13 protein-coding genes and 1 pseudogene are annotated in these 19720 nt (G+C 40.9%); 5 read left to right on the forward strand and 9 right to left on the reverse strand.

Features of this window, described 5'->3' with window-relative positions:
* Positions 1–35: 35 nt before the first annotated feature.
* From H4J50_RS00940 to H4J50_RS00975, 8 genes are all read right to left on the reverse strand, one after another.
* Positions 36–1589, reverse strand: coding sequence for a class I adenylate-forming enzyme family protein (locus H4J50_RS00940; RefSeq protein ID WP_085300727.1), 1554 nt, complete (start codon positions 1587–1589; stop codon positions 36–38).
* 24 nt (positions 1590–1613) lie between these two features.
* A complete protein-coding gene (locus H4J50_RS00945; RefSeq protein ID WP_085300728.1) occupies positions 1614–2807 on the reverse strand; it encodes an iron-containing alcohol dehydrogenase in 1194 nt (397 codons plus the stop codon).
* 23 nt (positions 2808–2830) lie between these two features.
* Entirely contained in the window at positions 2831–4357 is a 1527-nt protein-coding gene (locus H4J50_RS00950; RefSeq protein ID WP_085300729.1) for an aldehyde dehydrogenase, read from the reverse strand.
* 41 nt (positions 4358–4398) lie between these two features.
* Positions 4399–5544 (reverse strand): CaiB/BaiF CoA-transferase family protein, encoded by a 1146-nt coding sequence (locus H4J50_RS00955; protein WP_085300730.1) that lies wholly within the window; start codon positions 5542–5544, stop codon positions 4399–4401.
* A gap of 69 nt (positions 5545–5613) precedes the next feature.
* Positions 5614–6390, reverse strand: coding sequence for an enoyl-CoA hydratase/isomerase family protein (locus H4J50_RS00960; RefSeq protein ID WP_182253903.1), 777 nt, complete (start codon positions 6388–6390; stop codon positions 5614–5616).
* A gap of 12 nt (positions 6391–6402) precedes the next feature.
* Positions 6403–7179, reverse strand: a complete 777-nt coding sequence (locus tag H4J50_RS00965; protein WP_085300732.1) for an SDR family NAD(P)-dependent oxidoreductase — start codon at positions 7177–7179, stop codon at positions 6403–6405.
* Positions 7180–7245: 66 nt separating this feature from the next.
* A complete protein-coding gene (locus H4J50_RS00970) occupies positions 7246–8391 on the reverse strand; it encodes an acyl-CoA dehydrogenase family protein (protein WP_085300733.1) in 1146 nt (381 codons plus the stop codon).
* Positions 8392–8430: 39 nt separating this feature from the next.
* Positions 8431–9669, reverse strand: coding sequence for a thiolase family protein (locus H4J50_RS00975; RefSeq protein ID WP_085300734.1), 1239 nt, complete (start codon positions 9667–9669; stop codon positions 8431–8433).
* A gap of 559 nt (positions 9670–10228) precedes the next feature.
* On the opposite strand from H4J50_RS00975, the gene H4J50_RS00980 reads away from it, so the two are divergent.
* From H4J50_RS00980 to H4J50_RS00995, 4 genes are all read left to right on the forward strand, one after another.
* Complete coding sequence (locus H4J50_RS00980; RefSeq protein WP_182253905.1) at positions 10229–12625, forward strand: TonB-dependent receptor; 2397 nt, start codon at positions 10229–10231, stop codon at positions 12623–12625.
* Positions 12626–12713: 88 nt separating this feature from the next.
* A protein-coding gene (locus H4J50_RS00985) for an IS3 family transposase (RefSeq protein ID WP_182253906.1) occupies positions 12714–13954 on the forward strand; the annotation gives its coding sequence in 2 pieces (ribosomal slippage) (positions 12714–13071 and positions 13071–13954; 1242 coding nt in all).
* A 258-nt stretch (positions 13955–14212) separates the two neighbouring features.
* Positions 14213–15262: an AraC family transcriptional regulator gene (locus tag H4J50_RS00990; protein ID WP_182253908.1), complete on the forward strand. Its 1050-nt coding sequence runs from the start codon at positions 14213–14215 to the stop codon at positions 15260–15262.
* A gap of 195 nt (positions 15263–15457) precedes the next feature.
* Entirely contained in the window at positions 15458–15652 is a 195-nt protein-coding gene (locus H4J50_RS00995) for a hypothetical protein (RefSeq protein ID WP_085300738.1), read from the forward strand.
* Between the two features lie 216 nt (positions 15653–15868).
* Here H4J50_RS00995 and H4J50_RS01000 read toward each other — a convergent pair whose 3' ends face one another.
* Positions 15869–17278, reverse strand: coding sequence for an amidohydrolase family protein (locus H4J50_RS01000; RefSeq protein WP_310733242.1), 1410 nt, complete (start codon positions 17276–17278; stop codon positions 15869–15871).
* A gap of 141 nt (positions 17279–17419) precedes the next feature.
* Here H4J50_RS01000 and H4J50_RS01005 point away from each other — a divergent pair.
* Positions 17420–19696: pseudogene (locus H4J50_RS01005) on the forward strand (Tn3-like element ISKox2 family transposase); the annotation flags it as partial.
* Positions 19697–19720: the final 24 nt, after the last annotated feature.

Here is a 19720-nt window from a genome sequence, read left to right on the forward strand (position 1 = left end):
CAGGCATATTAAATTATGCGTTTATTTTAATTGGATTAAACCTGACGATCCTGATCCTTCCAAAATGTTTCACGCACTTCTCTTTTAAGCACTTTTCCAACGGGAGATAAGGGTATTTTATCCCAGAATATCACTTCTTTAGGTGCTTTTATGCTCCCTAAAGTTTCTTTACATAGCACTCTTATTTTTTCCGGTTCAATGGTTTTGCCAGGTTTTAATTCAATGACTGCAGTAATTTGCTCACCCCATTTTTCATGTGGAGTACCAATTACCGTTGACACCATCACTTCGTCAATACCATTGATTAAATTTTCAATTTCGACCGGATAAACATTAAAACCACCTGATATAATCATGTCTTTTAGTCTATCAACGATAGTGATAAAACCACGTTCGTCTTTAATTCCAACGTCAGTAGTATGGTGCCAGCCAAATTTAGAAACTTCTGCAGTAGCTTCTGGGTTATTGTAATAGCAGTTCATTACTGAACCACAGCGAACAACAATTTCACCTTTTTCACCAGAAGGTAAAATATTTCCTTGTGGATCCATTATCTCTATATGGGCATGCTTAGTTGCACGGCCTGCTGAACGCAATACATCCATGTTTAAACTGCCGTCTTCGTTAATGTAGTCTTTTGGACTTTTAACAATAACAGGGAAAAGATTTTCTGTTTGGCCATATACTTCGTACATTACAGGCCCAAACACTGCTGTTGCTTCTGAATAACGCTCAGGTGAGACAGGGGATGCGCCTATGACTATTGCCTTTAAAGAAGAAGTATCAATGTCTTTAATACGAGGGTGAGCTAACAGCCCATAAAGTGCCGCTGGCGGTAAAAATATGGATTGTATTTTATGAATATCAATCGCTTCTATTACACTGTCTGGAATAAAGCCTGGTAACATGCGTAAACAACCGCCGGCTGCAATACAGCCCAAACCAAACATGCCTGCCGCGTGTGTCATGGGAGCAACAACTAAGTTTGTGTCATTTTCATCAACGGGTAACGACAGCATAATGTTTGATATGAAACATTCAAAGTTTTTATGGTTATGTACAACCCCTTTAGAAGGGCCGGTAGTTCCACCTGTAGCCATAACAATAGCCATCGCCATAGGGTCAACTTTTTCTGAAACGTACTCATCTGCAGCATCTACAACTAAGTCGTCCATAAAAGCTGATTCTTCAGTGCTCCTATCAAGGCATATAAAGTGTTTGATTGTCGGGCATTGTTGACGAACTTTAGCCACATTTTCATCTAAGCTGCTATCAAATATTAAGCAGTCAATTTCAAAAAAATTAAATAGTTCGATGTTGGTTTCTATGGCATTACCGGCGTTTACTGGAAACCAAACTAAGTCAGCCCTGTTTGTGCCTAATACTGATAAAAAAGCTTTTGCTTTATTAGGGCTATACACTGCAACTTTTTGCCCAGCTAGTAAACCACATTTTGTTCGTAGTGTGTTTGCAATTTTATGGACATAAGGCTTAGCCTCTTTATAGGTATAGCTGTCGTTGTCATCAATTAAGACAAGGTTATTAGGACAACGTGATGCTGCAGCATCAAAATAGTCTGAAAATCTCATGGTAATTACTCCTCCACTTCTAGTTTATAGGGCTTTTCGTAGGATCATTTCTATTACAGGCTCAGGTACTGGATATAAAATATAGAGTACGTCGTGTTTTACACTGGCAATAGCTTCCTTTAGATTAATTTCGGTTACACCAAATCGTTTTAAAGAGCCATCGAAGTCACAGGCTCGTTGAATCCCTCTTATATGGGCTACTACTTTAGCGAGTGTTTGCTCTGCATTTAGTCCTTTGCTATCAAGTGACAGAGCATCTGCCATTCGCTGTGCATTAGGTAGGTAAAAATCCGCCAGCGTTTCAATTACAACGGGTAGCATTATTCCGTTAGCATCACCGTGTGGTATATGAAAAGTGGCACCTAAGGCATGAGAAAAGTTGTGTACAGGAAATGCGGAGAAAGCGTTAACCACTGCGTTACAAGCCATAGTACTTGCTTGTAGTAACTTTGACCGACAATCGACATTTGTTGGTTCTTTTGCCACCTTGGGCATATTTTCATTTATGACTTTTGCTGCTGTTATGGCATGAGCATCTGAAAATAGGTTCGCTTTTGGTGATGCAATGCTTTCTATTGCATGAGTTAAAGCATCAAACGCAGTGGCAACGGTAATTGACTTAGGTAAGCCAAGGGTCAACTTAGCATCTAGTACTGCCATGTCAGCATCTAAATAGGGGGCTAGTACTAATGACTTTATATTAAGTACTTGGTTGTGGATTACCGCTCCGTTTGTTACTTCAGCACCTGTACCTGCAGTGGTTGGGATGGCAATGTGCGGGATCATGCTCGGCTTTGCCTCTGGCCAAGTTTCCAATTTTAGGCCTAATTTTAAAATATCACAAATGTCAGTTAAGTGATGGTGTAAGCAATATTTTAACCCTTTAGCAGCATCTAAAACACTACCCCCACCTAATGCTAAAATACTATCGGCGGCTACAGAGCGAGCATAGGCAACTAAGTCGTTGATTGATTCTGAGCCAGCGTCGGGAGTGACTTTGGCATATACTCCCACTAATTGCATATCTGGCCCATTATTTAAAGTAAAGACGTCTTTCACTCGATTAACTAATCCAGCTTTTTCCAAGCCTTCATCGCTAACAAGTAATACTCTTTTTCCGCCTAACCCGCGAAATAGACTTGGCACTTTGATGATACTGTCTGCACCGCTATGAACAACGGTACGCATGTTATAAGTAAAATATCCTGAAGTTGACATGATGAGTCTCTCTTATTTTATGATTACTGTTGCGGTGAAGTATGTAGTAAAGACCACATCATTTTATTACGTGGATCACGTTCAAGTGATACGCCAATCGTCTTGGTTTGCATAAAAGCTTGTAAGCCAGCGATACCAAATTCACGACCTATACCACTATTCTTGTAACCACCAAAAGGTGCATCTGAGCGCAGCATGTGCCAGTCGTTTATCCAGATTGATCCTGCTTGTAATTGCTTGGCAATTTTTTGAGCATGAACTAAATCATCACTCCATACTCCTGCCGATAAGCCATATGAGGTTTCATTGGCAATTTCAATCGCCTGTTGTTCATCACTAAATTTAATTACACTAAGCACTGGGCCAAATATTTCTTGCTGAGCAATGTCCATATCATTTTTAACATCTGTGATTATGGTTGGTTGAACATAATACCCCCCCTCAAATCCCTTGGGCTTAATCGGCTCACCACCACAAACAAAAGTTAAACCTTGTTGCTTGGCTCCGTCAATATACCCCATGATGCGGTCGTATTGATTTTTATTGGCAATCGGGCCATAAGATGTTGCTGGATCTAACGGGTTACCTACCACTAAGGTGTCACATACTGCTGCAAGTTTTTCCATTAATTGATCATGAATGGCTTCGTGAACTAAAATGCGTGTACCAGATTCACACGCTTGGCCTGAATTAAATAAGCCGCCAAAGGTTATACCATATGCTGCAAGGTCGAGATCTGCATCTTTCATAACTATTGCTGGGCCTTTGCCACCCAACTCCAAACCCACAAGTTTGCAACTTTCAGTAGCCATTTTTTGAATATGTTTGCCAACACAGGTAGAGCCAGTAAAAGATACTTTTCCAACGTCTGGGTGAGTAGTAAGCGCTTCACCTACACTAGCACCGTCACCATTTACTACATTTAGAACACCTTTAGGTAAAACGTCTGACAGTAGTTGCACCAAATGAGTTGTGCTTGCTGGTGTATATTCAGAAGGTTTAATTACAACGGTGTTTCCTGCGGCAAGGGCTGGTATTATTTTTGCTACAGCAATAAAAATAGGAAAGTTCCAAGGCGTAATTAATGCACAGACACCGATGGGTTCTTGCCAAACTTGTGCGTGACCCGCTTCAGGTAGAGGCTTAGTGGGTAAATCAACTATATTATTAGTCGTTTTTATTAAATCAGCATAGTAGCCGATTAAATCGATTACAATAGGGATGTCCATACCAGCTGCACGGCGGATGGTACCGCCAGAATCTCGTGATTCGATAAACATTAACTCTTCAGCATGAGCCCCAATCACCTGACCACATTTGAATAACAAGTCTCCACGGTCATTGTTACTCATTTCACGCCATGAAGGTTGATTAAATGCCCGCTTTGCTGCAGCTACTGCAGCATCGACATCACCCTTGTCCCCCATAGACATGGTTGCATAAACTTCACCATTTGCTGGGTTGATTACGTCAATTGATTCAGGCGTATGCCCTAAATAATCTTGCCCATCGATAAAATGGCCATAATGGAGTTCTTGTTGTAAAGACATAGCTTCCACCTCTGTTTTAGTAATTAATATTTGTATGTAATTTAAACAACCGCCATAGCCTTAAGTTTAGCGTATTGTTCATCAGATAAGTTCAACTGAGCTAAAATCTGCTCTGTATGTTCACCAAATTTTGGTATTTTCCCTACTTGTGATGGCGTCTTATTCAATTTCGGTGCTGGTGCAGGTTGAATTAAATCATTCTCGACGACAAAATTATGTCGAGCCACATTATGTGGATGTTCAACCGCTTCTTTGAGCGACATTACTGGGGCATAACATGCATCAGTACCTTCAAAAATATTATTCCAATGCACTTGTGGTTGAGATTTAAAGTATTTCGTTAATTTGGTTATTGCTAAAGGCCATAATGATTTATCGTATTGCATTGAAAAATTAAGATCGTCAGCAAATCCAGCAAGCGTAATAAATTCTTTGTAAAAATTAGGCTCTAGAGCCTGAACCGTTATATATTTATCATCAGCACATTGGTAGGTATTAGCCCAAGGAGAGGCACCAGTTAAAAAATCACCGCCACGTTGTTCTCCGACTAAGCCATTGGCATACAAACTGGTTAGTAAAGTCTGCATGTACACATTGCCATCGCAAATTGCAGCGTCTATCACTTGTCCTTCACCGGTGCTAAGTACATGAATATAGGCAGCTAGCATGCCCATGACTAAATGCAACGAACCGCCGCCAACATCACCAATAATAGTGGCAGGAGGGAATGGTTTATCGTTAGCAAAACCGCTGTAAGCTAATACACCAGAAATGGAGGCATAATTTATGTCGTGGCCTGCGGCTTGAGCTAAGGGGCCATGCTGTCCCCAACCAGTCATTCGACCATAGATCATTTTTTTATTACGTGCTAAACACACTTCTGGTCCCAAACCTAAGCGCTCTATTACGCCAGGACGAAAACCTTCAATAAACATATCGGCTTGTTCAACGAGTGATAACACTAGTTGGATTGCTTCTGGTTGTTTTAAATCAAGAGCAATTGATTGTTTTCCTCGTTTAAAAAACTCTGTTTTGTTTGAGTTAAAAAGGCCAGCAGCATTTGGGTTATCGGTTTTACGTTCAATTAAAATCACTTCAGCACCCAAGTCTGCTAGCATCATGCTAGCGATAGGTCCTGGACCTATGCCGGCTATTTCTATTACTTTAATACCTTGCAATGCACTCATAATCTTTAACCTATTATTTTTTTAAAAGTCCGAAATTTACTTTTTTTAAATTCAGCTTAAACATTGCTACTAATTACCAATAAATACAGGTTTGCGTTTTTCTGAAAATGCCGCTAACCCTTCTTGAATGTCAGCAGATAAGAAATGTTCACGTAATTCGAGGAGTTCAGAATCTAGCGCTGATTGTCGAGTTTGATCCTGCGCTTGATTCGCTATTTTTTTCATACGTTGCAGCACTAATGGGCTTTTTTCTGCTAGGTCGTCACAAAGTTCTTGAACACGAGAGTACAGTTGCTCATGCTCTACAATTTCGTTAACCAGTCCGTATTGCTTCATTTCGCTTGCCGGTAATGATTTGCCTGTAAATAATAAATATTTAGCGACGTTGACAGGTACTAATTTAGGCAATATTGCCGCGCCACCAGCACCGGGGAATACACCAAAATTTGAGTGGGCGTCACCCAATGTTGCCTTGTTTGATGCAATGACAATGTCACAACACATAGTAAGTTCTAAACCGCCAGCCATGGTCATGCCGTTTATTGCGGCTATTACGGGTTTCGAGCAGTTGCGTAGGGCCCCAAAACTAGTACGGCATTGCATTAAAAAATCTTTTTCACCTGGCTCTGCTTTTTCAAGTACTTGCTTTAAATCAGCTCCTGCACAAAAAGCAGGGCAGTCGGTAGCTGCGAGTACTACAACGCGAATGTTATCGTCTTGTTCAAAATCGGTTAAAGCGATTGCTAATTCTTCCAAAATAGTGCGTGTGAGTGAGTTAAACGCCTTTGGTCGATTAAGTATTAACCAGCCTGCTTGACCTTTCTTTTCTACTAATAATTCTGACATGTTGTTCTCCTCTTAGCGTGCCTGCATGACTGTTGCAGCATCAAGACGTAAACAACGACCATTTACATAGGCATTTTCCGCAAGATAAGCACATGTGTGGGCAAATTCTGCCATGTCACCCATACGTTGTGGGGCTTGGCACATAGCAGTGAGTGCGACTTGTACTTTCTCGTCTAGTGATTTAATCATAGGTGTGCCAAATAGGCCTGGAGCGATAGAATTGACGCGAATACCATACTTACCTAATTCACGAGCAGCGGGTATATTCATGCCATTTACTCCTGCTTTAGAACTAGAATAAGCTGATTGGCCAATTTGACCTTCAAAGGCAGCACCAGAAGAAATGTTGATAACAACACCTCGCTCACCTTTTTCATCGGGTTCGTTTTTCGCCATTTGCTCGGCACATTTTGCCATGACATTAAATACGCCATTAAGGTTTACGTTAAGTACCATGGCGTATTTTTTAAGGCTGCTTGCTTTGCCTTCCTTATCCAAAATTTTACATGGCAATGGCACACCTGCGGCGTTAATGTTTACATGGATAGCATCAAATTTAGCCACGATATCGGCAACGGCTGCATCGATACTTTTTTCGCTGGTGACATCGGTTTGACAAAATATTGCATTATTTTCACCGAGCAATGTTATAACTTCGGCACCGGCTTCAGCGTTTAAATCTAATAAAGCTACTTTCGCACCTTTTTCAGTCACCATATATTCTGCCGTTGCACGGCCTAAACCAGATGCACCACCTGTGATCACGACAACTTTATTTTGTAAATTCATTTATATATTCTCTTCGATATTTGTTAAAGTAAGAGTAAAACTCTAGCCTTTTTTAATGTTAATCAATTATCTAAAGGCTTGAACCCCTGTCAGCATACGTGCAATCAGTAGCTTCTGAATTTCAGTCGTGCCATCAGGAATAGGGCCAATAATGGCTTCACGAGCTAAACGTTCCACAACAAACTCTTTAGTAACACCGTTACCGCCATGTATTTGCACCGCTTGACGTGTGGTGTTAACACCAATTTCCGTGCCGTACCATTTGGCCATTGAACACTCTACGTCACAACGAATACCTTTATCGATCATATCGCCGGCACGCAATGTTAATAGCCTTGCTGCATCGATTTGGGTTGCCATAGTGGCAATTTTTTCAGCAATTAATTGATGTCCAGCTATTTGTTTACCGTGTTGAGTACGCTCTTGTGAATATTTAATTGACTCTTCTAATGCTCGACGACCCAATGAGTAACCCCACGCTGCCATATGACAACGAGCGCGTTCAAAAGTTACCAGTGTGTTTTTTAAACCATCGCCAATACTTCCCACGGTGTTAGCGATAGGCACACGCACATCTGCCAGAAAAATTTGCGAAGTAGACTGGCTGTTGAGCGCCATTTTAGGAATGCCACGTACCTCCATTCCCGGTGTTCCTGCAGGGATCGCTATATGGGTCAATTCCCCTTCACCTGTTTTACAGGTACAAACGAATAGATCCATGTGTTCACCATTGGAAATCCAGGTTTTCTCACCATTAAGTACCCAATCATTGCCGTCTCGTACCGCACGTGTTTTCACAGCTGCAACGTCGGAGCCAACATCTGGCTCAGATATACCAACGGCGATAAATTTTTCGCCACTCAATAATCCAGGAACATATTCATCACGAATATGTTCGGGAGCGTTATTAATCAACAAATCGGCACCGACTACATTAATGAGGGCTGGCATAGCCAAATCTAAGGAAACGACAGCAACTTCTTCCCATAACAATAAATGTGTTACCCAATCCATGCCTAGGCCGCCAAACTCTTCAGGGTGTGGCGCACAAACCAAACCGAATTCGGCTAAACTTTGGTGCCAGCCTTGCAGCTGTTCTTTGCTGAAATGACCTTCACCATGTGCTTCAAGCTGTGGCTTGATTTCTTTGTTAAGAAATTTACGCAGGCCTTCGGTAGCCATTTTTTGTTCTTCTGTCATTAAAAAGCTCACTGTCTTCTCCTCAATTTTATTTTTTATTTAGTTCCGTACTTATTTTGCGAGTATATTGACTGCTACGGCACCTTCTTCTATACCAACTAGACCACCACTGTTTTCATGAACAGCGTGTCTTGCTCCTTCAACTTGACGGACACCAGCTTCACCGCGTAATTGAGTGACCAACTCGTGAAGTTGACCTAAACCGGTAGCACCTAACGGATGTCCCTTAGATTCAAGACCACCAGACGTGTTGATTGGTATACGTCCACCAATGCTAAAGTCACCTCGCTCAGCTGCTGGACCTGCTTCACCGAAAGGCACTAGTCCAAGATTTTCTGCATGCAGTATTTCACCCATAGCTGTTGCATCGTGTACTTCCGAGACATCCATATCTTGAGGACCAACGCCTGCTTGCTCATAGGCTTCCATTGCACATAAATGAGCGCAATGTAACTCAGGATTTGAATAAGAGCGATCAGTTGCACTTCGAGTAACTGTCGCTAACACTTTGATGGCGCGATTTTTGTCAGAGCCAATGCGTTTAAGCCCATCTTCGTTACAAACGATTACTGCAGCTGCACCATCAGAAATTGGCGCACACATGGGTAATGTCAGTGGGTAAGTAATAGGTGGCGCATTCAATACTTCTTCAATCGAATAGGCTTGTTGAAATTGAGACAGAGGATTGTGCGTAGAATGTTGGTGGTTTTTTGCTGAAACAGCCGCTATTTGGCGTTGAGTGGTACCATACTTATGCATATGAGCACGAGCAAATGCGGCATATACAGACATAAATACGCTATAAGGACGGTCAGACTCATGACCTTCTGGCACAACAAAATCTTTTGCAGGAGCTAACAACCTTGCTAAATTTGCATCGGGTTCAGATAAATCCCAAGCGCCGTCAAAAACAGAAAACATTCTTGCTTTATCAGTAATGTTCATTTTTTCAGCGCCAATGGCTAATGCCACATCACAGCTTCCCGCTTTTAACATTTGAACAGCGAGATGAAAACCAGAAGAGCCAGCGGTACAGCCATTCTCAACATTAAATACAGGAATGCCTTGTATACCAATTTTGCTTAGATAGACTTGACCAGGGATAAAGGTTTGTCCTTGAAGATGACCTTGAGTGGTTCCTGAATAAAAAGCGGTACCGATATCTGATTTTTCACAACCAGCATCTTTTATCGCTGCGTCTAATGCTTCATCACATAGACTTTCCATACTGCGTTCGATATGACGACCAAATGGTGTCATTCCGACACCGACTATATATATATTTGACATTCCAAGTGACCCTTAATTTTGACTTGCTAAAAGGCTAGCATCTCAATTTAAATAATCTCATGGGGTAATGTGTCAATGGATTCGATAGTTTGGCTTAAAATTACAACTATAAAGTGTCAATTTTACGGTCTGAAGTTTATAAACTAATGAACTGAGCATATTTAAATAATCACTCGTTGTTTTAAATTAGGAGTGCTTATTGGTTATCACAGTTCTATTTTGTAGATTATTTTGAGATAAATAAAAGAAGTACAAGATGATTGCTGCTAATTTAAGAAATTTCTTGAAGCTGGAATAATTACCAATTTTTCTTATAGTAAACAAACCGTGAACACTCGAAACTGCTCGTGCTATTAGACTATTTAGCTTTAGATCAGTTGATGTCTTTGTGAAAAACCATTCAAAATCCTACATGTAAAATTGGGCCTTAATTGTTCACATGATGGCCTATATTAACACTATTGTATTTATCAATATTTGCTAACTTGTAATGACAATAATTATAAATTGTAACTAATTTTTTAGTCCAATATAACGAATTTAAAGTAGGTAATACATTATGAACATTAAAGATTTTCCAAAAACACCAATCGCCAAGGTATTGTGCATAGTGTTGGGATCGACTTCATTTGCCAGTTTAGCTCAAGAAGAAGCAAAGGATGTTAAGGCAAAAGGTTCTGCACTTGAAATTATTGAAGTAACGGCACGTAAGCGTATTGAATCTGTGCAGACCGTGCCAAGTAGCATAAGTGCGGTCACCGGTGAACACATTCAAGGCATGGGAGTGAATAATGTTGAAGACTTATCTAAATACGTACCTGGTCTGGAACAACCAAAATTAGCCAACCACAGTCGATTGTCACTGCGTGGTGTATCATCAGGGGATAACCAGTCATTTGAGCAGTCTGTCGGCACCTACGTAGATGGCGTTTACCGTGGCCGAATGAATCAGCAACGCGCTGGTTTCTTTGATATGCAACGTGTCGAAGTACTGAAAGGACCGCAACTTACATTGTATGGTAATAGCTCGGTCGGTGGTGCCTTAAGCATGATCACTAATCGACCTGATGTTGGTGATGATCTAAATGGCGAATTCACGGTTAAGTATGAAACTGAGTATGAAGAAGCTCAGATCTTGGGTGGGCTCAATATCCCGGTAACGGATGAGTTTGCTCTGCGTATTGCTGGTAAGTGGCGTGATCAGAACAAAGGTGCGGCGTTTAATAACTACACGGGGAAAGATGAACCCTACTTCAAAGATTATGCTTTTCGCATCGGCGCAGTGTGGCAGCCACGGGATGATCTGAGCCTATACTTACGTCATGAGCAAGCTACATTTGAGAAGTTCGGTGAGTCACTGGCCATTTATCGTCATGTTAATCCGGATTTCACTGACGTTGAAAACTCGCCATTGGCGCCATTTGGAATTGGCACTGGCGAAATGAATACGGGTAATGACGATTCCATTTTCAATAACGGTCCGTCAGGGAATAAAAATGAAAGTGATGAAACCATGCTAGAGGTTGTATGGTCTATCAGTGATAATACGACTATTACCTCTATTACAGCTCAAAGTGGTTATGACTATTTTCATACCTTAGATATTGATATGACACCCGAAGATATCATGTCATCTAATGTTCCAGAAGATTATGAACAGTTTTCGCAAGAGCTTCGCTTTGATATGATAGTTAATGAGCAAATTAATTTGATGGGTGGGCTCTACTATCAAGATGCTGATTTCAATACCGGCTTTGACGTTGATTTTTATTTAACTCAACTAGGTATGCCAAACTTTACTCGTTCAAATTATCTTGAACAAAAAACAGAACAAAGCGCGATTTTTGCTCAAGTAGACTATCAGGCAACAGACAAACTTTCATTGACCTTAGGTGTGCGGTATAGCGATATCGAAAAAACCGCTACACAAGGGTTAACTCTTCTTAATATCGATGGAACGGTAGATACTCGTCCTGCTTTCCCTGATGGTCACCCTTATGCGGGCTTGACTCCAGCTTTGCTGAGTTATTGGGGCGCTTTGAAATCGGTAGGTGCGCCGCATGAGTTTGAGAACATGAAGCGCGAAGAAAGTCACACTATGGTACAAGCCAGCGCAAGTTACTTCTTCACTGATAGCTTCATGGGCTATGTTAATTTTGCTGACGGCGCCAAGGCTGGTGGCTTCGATACTTTGTATGAAGGTCCAGCATCGGCATCACCGCTGGGTACTTCGCCTGGTCCAAGTGCCGGTACTCCGGAAGATACCCAATTTGAAGATGAACAGGTTACCGCGTACGAAATCGGCTTTAAGTCTGACTGGGATGATATGCGTTTGAATGTTGCAGTGTTCTATGGCACTTATGATGACTTGCAGACCTCCATTTTCAATGGTTCCATCGGATTCAACGTTGGTAATGCGGGTAAGACTATACAAAAAGGTATTGATGTAGAGTTTATTTGGCAAGCTACCGATGACCTAAGCATTACAGCCAATGCTGAGTATTTAGATTTTTACTATGACAAGTTTGAGGGCGCTGCCTGTAGTTTAACTGAAGTATACAAAGGTGAAGCGGACGAAAACGGCCAGTGTGATTGGTCTGGAGACAATCTGGCTTGGGTGCCAGAGTTTACAGCGGTTGTGGCAGCAGAGCATCTGACTGAAGTTATGGATAACTATGAAGTGTCGAATATGCTAAGCGTGAGTTACAAGTCTGAACATACCATTGACTCTAGTAACGAACAGGGTTTGATGCAAGATGGTTATGCTCTAGTTGATTATCGTTTAAAAGTGACTCCTATGGACAGTAGCTGGCACGTAGCACTGACGGTCAATAACCTCTTTGATGAAGATTATGAGATCTACCTCACTAAGATCCCACTAATCGCGGGGGCGTACAGCAACGGCGTGCATCAAAATGCTCGTAGGATTAACCTTGAGTTTGGTTACAGTTTTTAACTAACAAAAGCCTGCTTGTGTAAAACAAACAGGCTTTTTTTAATCTTATGTCTCGTCCTGGAATGTGTTTACACATATAGGACTTATTATGAACAGCTCAAACACAGTGCACGCTAAACGAACACAACGTGATTATTCATTAGGCTTTAAATTACAAGTTGTTGCCGCAGTAGAAAAAGGCGACATGACATACAAACAAGCACAAAATATCTATGGTATTCAAGGTCGTTCAACAGTACTTACTTGGTTAAGAAAACACGGTAAGATGGACTGGACTCAACCACCTAAGATAACGATGCCCAAATCACCTAAAGCAAAAGAAAGCCCCGCCCAAAAAATAAAACGTCTTGAACGAGAGCTTGAGGATGAACGCCTGCGAAACCTTTTACTCAATGAAGTCGTTGATATTATTGATGCTCAGCATGGAGCAGGTCTTCGAAAAAAGCTTATAGCCAAGGAGCAAGAAGCCTTCAAAAGCAAAAAGTAGTTAGCTTAGAACGTGCTTGTATGCTGCTTGGTATAACGAGACAAGCCATTTATCAACGAGAGAATCGAGCAAAGCAACGTGCACTTGAACTCTTACCCGTTAAGCAAATGGTATTAGAAATACGTCGTTACATGCCGCGCATAGGAGGTAGAAAACTTTACTTTCTACTTAAGCCTAATTTCAAAGAGCAAGGGATAACCTTAGGTCGAGACAGTTTCTTTACTTATTTAAGAAGTGAAAATTTATTGGTTAAGCCCAAGCGTAGTTACACCAAAACGACTTACAGTAAACATTGGATGAAAAAGCATCCTAACTTGTTAAAGGAAGTACAACCTAAGAGACCTGAAGAGGTCTTCGTAAGTGATATAACCTATGTTCAATCAGAGCAAGGGGTTCACTATCTATCGCTGGTAACGGATGCATATAGCCGTAAAATTATGGGTTATGAACTCAGTGATGAAATGAAAGCAACTGATGTGGTTAAAGCACTAGATATGACTGTAAGTAATCGCCAGTATGAGTGTGATGCTATCCATCACTCAGATAGAGGCTTACAGTATTGCTCACAGGTATATCAAGAAAAACTTAATGTAAGTAACATAGTACCATCAATGACAGATGGCTATGATTGCTACCAAAACGCACTGGCAGAGCGTATTAACGGAATACTAAAACAAGAATTTCTCTTATATCAATGTCAAAATCTAGACGAGTTAAAACAACTCGTTGGTGAATCAATATTGATATACAATGAAATGAGGCCGCATTTGAGTTTAGGAATGAAAACGCCAAACCAAGTGCACAAAAAAGACCAGGAGCAAAAGCTACTGGCCTTCCATTAAAAACCGTCAACGTATATTAGGACGGGACATTATGTTGTTTTTTGTGCTGAGTTAAATTCACTTGAAAATGACTGACCAGTGCATGCACTGGTTAAGATTAAAACCGATACAGATTATATCAGCGTTAAATCAAGGCTCTCATCAGTGAAGAAAACTACTTTTTTTAACGTATAAATAAGGTGCGCACGATTGGCGTAAAATTGTGTTGTGCGACCCTTGAAATAGTTATTGTCTCTTTTAATTAAATAATGTGCCACAATGAATATTAAATTAACTAATAATTCTGATTTGTTTATGGAAAAAGAGATCACTATGCCTTTTCAAACGCTAGTGGAGTTTGAAAAAATAGCGGCCTGTCATGACATACCCGTGCAAACACTGGATAGTCACATTGGTTTGAAAAAAAAAGAGCGAGAACAGCGCTCAAGGTTACCTTTAAAGTATTTGGAAGATGCGTTCTTTTTTTTGTATGATCAAACTAATGATGAACTACTGCATACCGCGACATCACCATTAGCTAAGGGCACAACCTTATTTGCATGCAAATTGGGTTGCCACGCTAAAAACTTGCTGAGTGCATTGACCACTATTGAAGAATTTTACAACTTGACCCTTGGGCCATTAAAACTTCAATTAAAACGAAGAGGGGGAAAAGCGACATTATGTATTTATATCGATTTTATCCCGACTATAAAGCAGGGGATTATCGCTGAAATTTATATCATGGTCTTTTACCGACTAGTTTGTATGTTAATTAATAAACGTATCCATATTTACAAAACATTTGTACCCCATGGCAAACCTTCTTATGGCGAAGAATACAAACTGCTTTATAACAACAAATTAGTTTATAATTCTGATTTCTTAGGCTTTGAATTTGATGAACTTCATCTACACTCATCGATAAATGCAAAATATGATCAGGTTGCACATTATTTTCAAAACCCAATGCAACTTATTAAGCTGCATTTAGCAGACAATGTCACTTATGCGGGTAAGGTGCAACATCTGTTTATGTCAATGTCAATGTCAATGAATGAGCTGCCAAATAAAGAAGAAGTAGCAAAAAAACTCAATCTTTCAACACGTACGCTACATAGAAAACTGATTTTTGAAGGTACCAGCTTTCAACAGCTTAAAGATGACTACCGTTATAAGTTAGCTGCTCATTATTTAACCACAACAAAATTAACAGTAGAAGAAATTGCCTACAAGCTTAACCTGTGTGATGCTTCATCTTTTATTCATAGTTTTCACAAGTGGTCAGGTAAAAATCCACAGAGTTACCGTCAGGAAAATAGTAAGTAACTCCCAGTATTGGGATTAGAAAATACTGATAGTTACAAAAGTTGCCACCTTCATGTGTGCAACATTAGGTTGTATTCGTAAATCAACAGTTGACTAAAGAAAAACAGTTTTAATTTGTATATCTCGTTTTGGGGGCGATATTCGTACAAAATGAGTGCATGTCTACAGTTGTAGTATTGACTATTATGTAGACAATTGAAGTTATATCGGGGCACAAACCGAGATAGGATTTCTGGCTTAGTTCTTGACTGCTCGGCTTATGAGGTCGCTATCATCAGTGAAGTCATACCTTTAGGTGGCGTTAAAGAGTCAGGCCTCAGCAGAGAAGGTTCTCAATATGGAGTTGATGATTATCTTGAACTAAAATGTATTTATATTGAGGATTTATAATTAACTTCTGGGCTGTTTAAGCGCTGACTAGGGTATTTCTTTCTACTTCACTAATATTAAGGTTTGGCCCATTATCTCTTAGGCAGTGAGTCACTAATCCACTCAGTAGATTCACATAACCCCATTACGTTTTACAGTTAAAGGCACAAATACATGCAGTGCCTTTAACTGATTTTTATTTAAATCAACAACAAGAAAATTTTATTATTGAATTGGTTACATCTTGTCATAAAATTCTGGCACTTCATCTTTGTGCCACACAGCTGTTAAACCGCAGGCCTTAAACTGCTCTAGCCTGTCCCAAACTAATTGGCCCTCTATTAAGGTGACATCTACTTGAGTATTGTGCATATTACCCTGAGGCTCTAAATCAAAAAGGTTACGATCTAATACAATTAAATCAGCCGACTTGCCCACTTCAATACTACCGGCCTTGTCATCTATACCCATGCTCCAAGCTCCGTTTATGGTCATTACACGCAAAGCCTGCTCAATAGATATCGTTGAACCATAGAAGGTTTCTTCGCGCTCACCCCATGGGTTTTTTCGGGTGATCATGGTTTCAAAACCAACCCAAGGATTGATATTAGCGACAGGCCAATCTGTACCCATAACTGCATTGCCACCAGCATCAATAACCCCTTTGAAGTTATAGATGTTTTTAATTCTCTCTTCACCGGCCTTAGTGCGAGCATAAGAAAAGTCGGATGGGTACCAAAGTACAGGAGAAAATTCTGCGGTGACATCCAAGGCGTTAAATCGCACTAGATTCTCTTCCATTAATAGCGTGGAGTGGGCGCATTGATGACGCATGCCATTAGGGCCATTAAGTCGACGGGCTTCTGCAACCGCATCAAGAAATAGATCAGATGAACCATCGCCAGTACAATGGGCAATCACTCGTATTCCTTTACGATCCAAATCGACCACCATGTCGCAAATATGCTCAGGGGTCATATTCAGGCTACCACGCCAAGTACTTTCACCGGGCCAAGGCGTCGACAAGTAAGAAGACTGTGTTTCGTGCACTCCATCGAAATGAAATTTAACTGCGTTAGCATTAAAGCGAGCACTGCGATAATAATGGCGTTCACCAGCGATAAGCTCCCAGCGTCGTTTAACTGGGAAAATATCATCTTGCCAACTGATAGCCGCTTCGACACGGAGTGTCATTTCACCCGCTTTGTCGAGCGTGCTAAGCGCATTTAAACGGTGCTCACAAACATGTACATACTTGGTTGCTACTACGCCACGACTGCTCTGATACTGCATGCCTTCGCGGTAAGCGCGCAACAACGCGTGCATAGGAGTAGGTGGCATAGCCCCATGAATAAGTGCATAGGCACCATCAACTAAGATACCAGTAGGCTCGCCAGTAATACTGTCACGTTCGATGTAACCGTTACCTGGATCAGGAGTATCTGCGGTTATTCTGGCTAGTGCTAGTGCTTTAGAATTCACCATCATCGAACCCCAAGATCGGTCTAAAATGGCAATAGGACGGTCGGAGATAATACTGTCCAGCCATTCTTTACCTGCTTTGAGGCCTGCTTGGCGAAAAGTGAAATGAACAAAGTACTGGCCGTAAATCCATTCTTCATCAGGCTTGGCTTCGGCGTAATCCACTATGGGGTTCTAGGGATTTTCCCCTCTAAAGTAACATAAATCGCCATACTCACCATATTTAAAGGCATACAAAGGTGGGTTACTTCTCCAAAGTATGGCAAATTATGAGGTTAACAACCCCTTAAACTTAATTTAATTCCTATGGCTATAAAAAACGAACTATCAATTCTTACCAAAGCTGAGCAGCTTGATCTATATTCTCCGCCGCTATTATCACTTGAACAACAACGATTGTATTTTACGCCAAACGAGATCGAGTTAACAGAGTTGAAAAGTATTCGCCTAAGGAACCACCGATGCTATTTCATTGCGTTATTAGGGTATTTTAAGTCTAAGCCTGTGATTCTTTCACCTAGCTTTAACCTCATCTTTGACGATATGCAGTTTATTTCAACGCAAGTTCAAGGAGGCAAAGGGATCAGGCCTTTCAGCATTAATAAGATGCAGCGTGACCGTATATATCAAAGAATACTGAGGTTATTAAACTATCAGAAATGGGACGAAAGTCTGCACTTTGCGCCGCTGTACGAACATCTTGTTATGGTCGGCAAAGCTTGGCTTGAGCCTCGTTATCTATTCGATGCAGCCGCTGAATATCTAGCAACGCATAGAATTGCCATCCCTAAATATACTGTCTTACAAAAGCTTATCAGTCGTGTTATCCAACAGGTCAAGAAGGCGTTAAATAATAAGCTTCGTATTCATGTTTCATCTGAACTACACGGATTTCTAAATACTATTATCGATGACAAAGATGGGCTCTCCTTAAGCCAGCTTCGAGCCGGTGCAAAAAGCGTTATGGTGACAGAGCTAAAAAAAGAACTGACGGTGTATCATCAGTTACAGCCTTATACAAGACAGATTGATAATGCTGTTAAGGGCTTAGCCTTATCGTCTAAAAACCAACAACACTTCGGTGAAATGGTGGATTATTATGGCAGTAAACTAAAACGCTTTAAGCGTCCACAGCAACACCTATGGTTGCTGTGTTTTCTGACTCAACGCATACGGCAAAGCCTAGAGCGATTGGCTGATGGGTTTATTCATCATATCCGTAAACAACAAGAAGCTGCGCATGCGTTTGCCCAACAGGCAGTGTTTGACTCATGGAGGTCAGCTGCAGACAATGTCACCAAAGCCGCAGAATTACTGCATCTGTTTGTTGATGACAGTATCGACGATAATCAACCATTTGCAACGGTTAGGCAACAAGCATTAAGTGTAATGAATAACCAAGATATAGAAACGCTATGCCTGTACTTAAAAAAGCAAAAACGCACGGTAGAAGAATATCAATGGCAATATTATGATGATCAAAACGGGTTAATTGAGCAGTTATTAAGGCCCGTGTTTCTATGTCTTGAATGCCAAGCAGGTAAAGGCTCAGAAGCATTAGTGACCCAGCTCAAAACCACAAAAACAGAACTATTAGCAGGTAATACATTGCAAACAATGGATAGTACACTTATCCAACAAAAACATCGTCCATGGTTAATTAACAAGGATGTTGTTCATCCACAGCGATACGAATGGTTGCTTTACCGTCAACTGGCTTCTCGGCTTAATGGTCGAATTTACTTATCAAACGTCACTAAATATCGTGCGCTAGAAGACGACTTAATTGCATCGTCAATACAGCCTGATCTATTGGCATCATCAACATTGGAAAAGCTAAAGCAGCCGATTCAGAAGCTACTGCAAGTAAAACAAATACGCTTAACAACATCCCTAGAAGATGTTGCTCGTCACATTGATAATGGTGATAACCGCAATGTGATCATGAAGAGCCGAAGTGGCACACGATGGCGACTGCCAGTTAAAGGCTCCCAATCACTTGTCAACAACCCTTTCTTTAAACAAATGATCCCCGTCAGTATTGCTGATGTGTTGCGTTATGTTGAACAAGAAACCAACTTTATGCAATGCTTCGCACACGTGCTGCCAATACAAAAACAAGTAGGCGCCAATCAGGATGATTTATTGGCTATTCTAATTGCGAATGCGACACATCGCGGCGTATATGGGATGGCACAAATATCTGATCGCAGTTATGAGCATCTAAGCACTATACAAGCTAATTATATTAGGCCTGAAACCTTGCAAGAGGCTAGTGATATCATCAATAACGCAGTAGCGGCACTCCCTATTTTCCGCCACTATCACATCCAAGAAGACGTCCTGCACGCCAGTACCGATGGGCAAAAATTTGAAACTCACCTTGAGACTTTTAAAACTCGCTACTCCTCGAAATACTTCGGCACCAACAAAGGTATTACGGCCATGACGTTAGTTGCCAATCATAGTGCGTTAAATGCCCGTATCATAGGATCTAATGAGCATGAGTCCCATTATATTTACGACTTACTACAATCTAATACTAGTGATCTTAAGCCAGATGTCCTCTCAACCGACACCCATGTACTGTATATATAACTGCAATAT

This window comes from Colwellia sp. 6M3 (assembly GCF_014077595.1).
Lineage (GTDB): Bacteria > Pseudomonadota > Gammaproteobacteria > Enterobacterales > Alteromonadaceae > Cognaticolwellia.

What these genes read in the sequence shown, in the direction of transcription:
- H4J50_RS00950 (WP_085300729.1), bottom strand. Translation starts at nt 4,357, where the DNA reads ATGTCTTTACAACAAGAACTCCATTATGGCCATTTTATCGATGGGCAA.
- H4J50_RS00980 (WP_182253905.1), top strand. Translation starts at nt 10,229, where the DNA reads ATGAACATTAAAGATTTTCCAAAAACACCAATCGCCAAGGTATTGTGC.
- H4J50_RS00975 (WP_085300734.1), bottom strand. Translation starts at nt 9,669, where the DNA reads ATGTCAAATATATATATAGTCGGTGTCGGAATGACACCATTTGGTCGT.
- H4J50_RS00960 (WP_182253903.1), bottom strand. Translation starts at nt 6,390, where the DNA reads ATGTCAGAATTATTAGTAGAAAAGAAAGGTCAAGCAGGCTGGTTAATA.
- H4J50_RS00955 (WP_085300730.1), bottom strand. Translation starts at nt 5,544, where the DNA reads ATGAGTGCATTGCAAGGTATTAAAGTAATAGAAATAGCCGGCATAGGT.
- H4J50_RS00940 (WP_085300727.1), bottom strand. Translation starts at nt 1,589, where the DNA reads ATGAGATTTTCAGACTATTTTGATGCTGCAGCATCACGTTGTCCTAAT.
- H4J50_RS00965 (WP_085300732.1), bottom strand. Translation starts at nt 7,179, where the DNA reads ATGAATTTACAAAATAAAGTTGTCGTGATCACAGGTGGTGCATCTGGT.
- H4J50_RS00990 (WP_182253908.1), top strand. Translation starts at nt 14,213, where the DNA reads ATGAATATTAAATTAACTAATAATTCTGATTTGTTTATGGAAAAAGAG.
- H4J50_RS00945 (WP_085300728.1), bottom strand. Translation starts at nt 2,807, where the DNA reads ATGTCAACTTCAGGATATTTTACTTATAACATGCGTACCGTTGTTCAT.